We start from the raw sequence: 6,313 nt of genomic DNA, 5'->3' as shown, positions 1-6,313 counted from the left end.
CAGCGTAGCAGCCAATAAAACTGCTACGCTTAAAAGTCTAACTTTTTGGGGTCACATCACCACGGAACTGCTTCCCTTTTTTTACGCGGATAACCCACAAAATATTTTCCCGCGTTTATACGATTTTCCTACACCTGTATTCGGTCTGCAATTTCATTTCCCATTGCAAATCTGCTGTCTTTTGCCCCAATAATTACACAGTCACGCATTTTCTGGATGAGCTGTATGCGTTCCCCCTCATCTACAGAGTGGCTATGCAAGAAATCAAGCACTTCCGGCTGACCAAACATCCACTGAATGGTATAGGTTTCACCTGGTGTTGCTTTTGACAATGCCTGCATAGAAATTCCTCCTTTTCTCCTATTGTAGTTTTCACCTTCCCTGTTAGTCAATTGCTATCTTAGTTGCAATCTTCCAACAAATAGTATACGTATATAACAGGAGTAAGATACGGATTTTCTCTTTTATCTTTTTAAAATATCTTCCAAATCCAGACCATAACGTTTGGCAATATCTCTTGCATAACTTAAGCCATCCGGTGTCGTCCGGATGACCCGGTAACTCCGGGTACCCTCTTCTTTACTTTCCATCATTGCCACCAGATTATCGATTTTGCCTTTATTCTCCGGATGCTCATTATAGGTATCCAGCTGTTGTGTCAAATCATGAATATGGGTCACATAAAGGCCACAGCAGCCGATAATTCCGATTCCGGTCAGCACCTCTGATGCTATGTAGCCTGCCTCAAGTCCACTGGTACTGGAAAAAGATTCATCCATCAACAGCATATCCGTATCTGACAGTTGTTTCATGATTTCACTCAGTCTTACACACTCACTTTCCAGTCTGCCCATTCCATAATTATTCTCATCAGAGGATGGAAAATGTGTAAATATTCCAGACACCGGACTCATTACCGCCTCTTCTGCCGGAACAAACAGCCCCAGTTGGAATAACGCCTGCGCCATTCCGATGGAATAGGCAAAAATAGATTTCCCTCCGTGATTTGGGCCGGTTATCAGATAGAATCTTCCTTTTTCATCCAGCTCAAAGGAATTAGACACAATTGTTTCCTCTACGGAATTCACTGCCAGCATGGGATTGTATACATGCTTTAACTCACAGCGTTTCTCCTGCATGGATGCAATCTTCGGTCTGCACATGGCAAATCCCTTTTCTTTCATGGAACGGATAAATTTTACTCCGGCAGTCAGAAAACGGATATCATCCAATAAAGCAATAAACATATTTGTATTAATGTGATAATAATTCTGCACCAGCGGTTCAAACTCCCTCAGCGACTTTGCAAAAATAGTCTGCAAAGCTGCATTCATGGAATAGTCTATAGCATCCTGTTCATCATTGTGCAGCACCCGGCTCAGTGGATAGAGTGCCGACATCAGATGCCATTTATCTTTTTTCCCTTTTTTCAAAAGCCGGTCCATGATAGTTCCTGGATGGAACTGCTCCTCATTGACAGAAATCAGTCCGGCTTCTTTCGGTCTTAAATTGCCATCAAGATTAATACCTACGGTTACGCTTTTGATATGCCCGAAGTTCAGTTCCATTTTCGGAAGTTCCTCATTCAGGCTCTGGTACTCGCTGCTTGCTACGATTGAGTGAATTTCTTTTTTGAAATTCTGCATACCTTCCGAATGAATCTCTGCTTTTTCCAATGCATCCGCAAACAGATTTACAATTTCCTGATACATTTCAAGATATCGCACCGAACGCAGGGCTGAATCCGTCGTAAAATCACTGTTTAATACTCTTCGCATATCATTGATATTATAAATAATGGATACCGCCTTGCAAAATGCCTCGTAAAGTGATGGATTTTCCACCAGATCTTCTACTACGCCCAGACGATACTCTAATACCCGCTCATCTGTAGAGAAGAAATTTTCCAGTGAAAGGTCTGCCACTCCCCGGTAACTTTCCTTAATCAGTATTACCATAGCATCAATTTTTAATGCGTGGATAAATTTATAATCCTTCATGGGAACGGCTTTGTTCCGGTCATAATCCGGTGGATATAATAAATGAAAATCTGTCTGCATTCCACTTACGCTCCTTTTCTCTATTGTGCCCTTCTCTGTCATGCATCCGAACGTGAATATGCATTTTTCATCTGGCTGCTTAATTCAAACAGCACTTTATCCAAAGTATCCTGTGTCTCTTTCTTAAGCATTTCTGCTATCGCATTATTTGCCTGCTGCATCAGTTTCTGTCTGTTTGCTGCGTCCGTTTCTTCTGCCAGAAGTGCATCATAGGTATGCAGCAGTTCCCGTCCTTTTGCCATCACATGCATCTGGTAGCGTTCGATGTGAAAAAGGGATCTGTGATAAGAGGCATCTGCCATAGCTGCAATCATACGGCTTGCCCAGTAGAAATTATCTGTAGAAACTTCTCCGGTGGTATTGGATAAATATTCCGGCGTTGTCTCCACTTCCCCGTAAAACGGAACCAGCACATTAAATACATTGGATGCAAATGCTACCCACTGTATGATGCTTCCGGTATTTTTGGTAATGTCCGCCTGCTCCGGCCGCATTTCAATCACAGAAAGAAAATCATTCCGGTTGACTCCGACAGAACGGAATGCGCCCTTCATGGATTTATCTCCATAAGAGCCATACGGATCATACGGTGTTCCCTGAAAATGTGCGGACAATACATATTTTACATCTTCTATAGTTATCTTTTTCTCCGGTTTCAAGCACCATGGAATATCATCGGATGCCGGCGTATAATCTGCCTGCTCCCCATCCCATTTATAGGTATGTGGGTTGAGATAACGCTCCATAAACCAGGCTCTTGGTGTATTGTATACATGATCGGAATCATCATGGGAACCAAATGCATCTCTTGGATTTAAGCTGCCATCCAAAGAAAGATTCAGATGATTTTCTTCAATAAATTCCCGCAAATCCTTTGAGCACATATAGTCCTTCTGCGTGGTAAGGGCATCCTCTAAATCAAAGGTATCAAGTCCCAGCTGGTTTGGCATTACCACATAGACATCATCCGGCACTCTTCCTGCCATCCAGTGATGTCCGCCAATGGTCTCAAGCCACCAGATTTCATCCTTATCCTGAAATGCAATTCCATTCATCTCATAGGTTCCATACTGCTCCAACAAACTGCCCAGGCGAATGACACCCTCTCTTGCACTGTGAATGTACGGAAGCACGATGTATACAATATCCTCTTCTCCAATGCCGCCGATAATCTCTTCCCTGCCATTTTCTGCCGGATGGTAGGTCACCAGAGGATCTGCTCCTAAGACGCGGGGATTGGAAGTTATGGTCTCTGTTGCAGTCATGGCAACCTTTGCCTCATTGACTCCACAGGCAGCCCAGATTCCCTCTCCATCTACTGCATTCGGCATTGCCGTGTAACGCATCGGATGCTCCGGCAATTCTATTTTCACATGAGATAATACAGACTGATAGATTGTCGGCTGTTCTTCCGGATGAATTACCACATATTTCTTAGGTGTAAAATGTCCGGCACCGGAATCATCATTTCGTGCAATTATGGTTGCTCCATTATAAGAAGCTTTTTTCCCTACTAAAATAGTTGTACATGGCATATCTGTTCTACCCCTTTTCCTGTTTCATTGAATGTTATTTCTAACGATAGCCCATCTTCGTCTCATAGTTCACGATGGTATCCTCATTGGTTCTCTCTATTTCCGATAACATATCTTCTTTGAAATCGTCCGGTTCAATGGTTCCGTTGTACCAGGATTTTCCATTGAAATATTCCTGCAGTCCTTCATCTAAGAATTTTCTTCCATGTCTTGCATAGATTTCATTTCTGGCAATCCGAAGGTCCTCCTGGGTCAGATTCTCCAAATCAGCTTCCGTTAATAATCGGCTGGCACTCTCCGGAAGAATATATTCTGCTTCCTCTTCTCCAACTGCTCCGTCTGTTCCCATGTCCTCATTTCCGGTTGTATCTTCTTTATTTATTACTTCGGAAGTTTTCTCAGATGCTTCCTGCTGTCCGCTTACACCTTTCCTATCTGTCTGCTCTGTAGACATTTCCGTCTCTGTGGTCTGCTCCGTTGTAACCACCGGCTTATCGGTAATATCATCCTGCTTTGCCGGCTGATTGCCCTTGATAAATAACAATACTATAATTGCAATCAGAATAATAATAAGAACTGCTGCACCGATTAATAAATATACCATGGCACCGGAGCCGGATTTCTTCTCAGTTTCATTCTTATTTTTATTTGATATTTTTTCACTGTTCTTTGTTTTTGTTACTTTCTCATTCTCATTCTTTTTTTGTTGTGGATGTGGTGCCGGGCTTGCCTGTCTTACCGGGGTCTGCTGCTGTATCGGTGCCTGTTGCGGTACTGAGTTTCTCTGCGGTACCGGAGTCGGTTGATTTACCGGTGCTTTCTGCGGTGTCGGATTTGGCTGGATTGCTCCCGGCTGAAAAGCTTCTACTTTCGTTCCGCATTTGGTACAGAATTTTGCATTTACCGGTAATGCATTTCCACATTTTGTACAAAACATTTTCTTTCCTCTTTTCTGTTATTTTATGTTTCTTTTGTTTCAAATTTTCAAATTATTTTTATTATAGATTCTATTGTACAAAAATGCGGGACACCAATTCCGTATCCCGCATTATCTTTTTTATCTTTTAAATTTCTTCCCGTCCTGTTCTGGAACGAATTACGAATAATACGCCAATTAATACCACGATACAAACCGGAAGTGCCAGCCATGAAATTCCTGCCAGTCCGACTGCCTGCAGGATACCAATCAGGAAATAGCCCAGTAAGCAGACTGCTGCAACTGTCAATGCATACGGAAGCTGGGTTGCTACATGGTTAACATGCTCACAGTGACCACCGGCAGATGCCATAATTGTGGTATCTGAAATCGGTGAGCAATGGTCTCCACAAACTGCTCCTGCCAGACAGGACGCAATGGAGATTACCATCATCTGTCCGCTTGGGAATACACCAAGGACAATCGGAATCAGAATACTGAAGGTTCCCCAGGAGGTTCCGGTTGCAAATGCTAAGAACGCTGCTACCAGGAAAATAATCATTGGCAGGAAGCCCTGCATTGCATTTGCTGAATTTGCTACCAGATCAGCCACGAATACTTTTGCTCCTAAGAGATTGGTCATTCCGGATAAGGTCCATGCCATAGTCAGAATCAGAATCGGAGCAATCATCGCCTTAAATCCTTCCGGAATACATTCGGTAAATTCCTTAAAGGATAAAACATCACGCAACATGTAATAGATAAAAGTAAATACAAGTGTTACTGCGCCGCCAAGAACCAGTCCGACGGAAGCATCACAGCCAGAGAATGCCTCTACAAAGGAAGTTCCACTGAAGAAGCCACCGGTATAAATCATGGCTACGATACAGCTTACAATCAACACAGCTACCGGAAGAATCAAATCCAGTACGTGAGAGTTTTCTTTTACAACTTCCTCTTCATTATCTTCATACGGTCTTCCCGGTGTGGTAAACAAATCACCTTTGATTGCATTCATTTCATGGGTTTTCATCGGTCCGAAATCCACGCGCAAAAGAGTAATTCCAATTAACATTACCAATGTCAGCAATGCATATAAGTTATATGGAATTGTCTGGATAAATACCGCAAATCCATTGATTCCGGAATCTGCCGGAACAGAAGAAGTAACTGCTGCTGCCCAGGAGCTGATTGGTGCGATGATACATACCGGTGCTGCCGTTGCATCAATAATATAAGATAATTTTGCACGGGATACCTTGTGCCGGTCTGTAACCGGACGCATTACACTTCCTACGGTCAGACAGTTAAAATAATCATCCACGAAAATCAATACACCAAGAATCATAACGGAAATCTGCGCTCCGATTCTGGTTTTAATATGCCGGGATGCCCACTTTCCAAATGCGGCAGAACCACCTGCACGGTTAAGAAGGGATACCAAAATGCCAAGCATGACAAGGAATACTAAAATTCCCACATTCCATGCATTCGCAAGCTTGTATACCATACCGCCCTCTTCTTGGAAGAAAATGGTATTTATCATCAACTCAAGGTTGAAGTTGGAATACAGCAAACCTCCTGCAATAATTCCTGCCAGAAGTGAGGTATATACTTCCTTGGTAATCAGTGCCAGTCCGATTGCAATAACCGGCGGAAGCAATGATAAAATTGTCGCATAAGCTTTACACTGATAGCTGTCAGCATCAGCAATTGTTCCAGGTGTCTGGCTTGTTACGACCATAAGTATCACGATAATCGCAATAAATACCAGCATACCAATCTGTTTTCTTTTCATTTTC

Annotated in this window: 5 protein-coding genes; all 5 read right to left on the bottom strand. The window is 42.8% G+C overall.

Annotated features, from left to right (window positions below; translation table 11 throughout):
* Positions 1–128: 128 nt before the first annotated feature.
* Positions 129–341, bottom strand: coding sequence for a FeoA family protein (locus DWW33_RS13045; protein WP_022244126.1), 213 nt, complete (start codon positions 339–341; stop codon positions 129–131).
* 123 nt (positions 342–464) lie between these two features.
* Positions 465–2,060 (bottom strand): MutS-related protein, encoded by a 1,596-nt coding sequence (locus DWW33_RS13040; RefSeq protein ID WP_118665380.1) that lies wholly within the window; start codon positions 2,058–2,060, stop codon positions 465–467.
* A gap of 38 nt (positions 2,061–2,098) precedes the next feature.
* Positions 2,099–3,595 carry a C69 family dipeptidase gene (locus DWW33_RS13035; RefSeq protein WP_118639668.1) on the bottom strand — a complete coding sequence of 499 codons (1,497 nt, stop codon included), beginning with the start codon at positions 3,593–3,595 and terminating at the stop codon, positions 2,099–2,101.
* Positions 3,596–3,635: 40 nt separating this feature from the next.
* Positions 3,636–4,532, bottom strand: a complete 897-nt coding sequence (locus DWW33_RS13030) for a YARHG domain-containing protein (RefSeq protein WP_118639677.1) — start codon at positions 4,530–4,532, stop codon at positions 3,636–3,638.
* A 127-nt stretch (positions 4,533–4,659) separates the two neighbouring features.
* Positions 4,660–6,309, bottom strand: a complete 1,650-nt coding sequence (locus tag DWW33_RS13025; RefSeq protein WP_118639676.1) for a Na+/H+ antiporter NhaC family protein — start codon at positions 6,307–6,309, stop codon at positions 4,660–4,662.
* Between the last annotated feature and the right edge of the window lie 4 nt (positions 6,310–6,313).

The organism is Roseburia sp. AF15-21 (genome assembly GCF_003479505.1).
In the GTDB taxonomy this organism is placed as follows: domain Bacteria; phylum Bacillota; class Clostridia; order Lachnospirales; family Lachnospiraceae; genus Roseburia_C; species Roseburia_C amylophila.
The sequence above is the reverse complement of the archived record's forward strand: the minus strand, read 5'-3'. Positions and strand labels throughout refer to the sequence as shown.

Bases quoted from the DNA above. Each gene is read 5' to 3' on its own strand.
- DWW33_RS13040 (WP_118665380.1), bottom strand. From the start codon at position 2,060: ATGCAGACAGATTTTCATTTATTATATCCACCGGATTATGACCGGAAC.
- DWW33_RS13030 (WP_118639677.1), bottom strand. From the start codon at position 4,532: ATGTTTTGTACAAAATGTGGAAATGCATTACCGGTAAATGCAAAATTC.
- DWW33_RS13035 (WP_118639668.1), bottom strand. From the start codon at position 3,595: ATGCCATGTACAACTATTTTAGTAGGGAAAAAAGCTTCTTATAATGGA.
- DWW33_RS13045 (WP_022244126.1), bottom strand. From the start codon at position 341: ATGCAGGCATTGTCAAAAGCAACACCAGGTGAAACCTATACCATTCAG.
- DWW33_RS13025 (WP_118639676.1), bottom strand. From the start codon at position 6,309: ATGAAAAGAAAACAGATTGGTATGCTGGTATTTATTGCGATTATCGTG.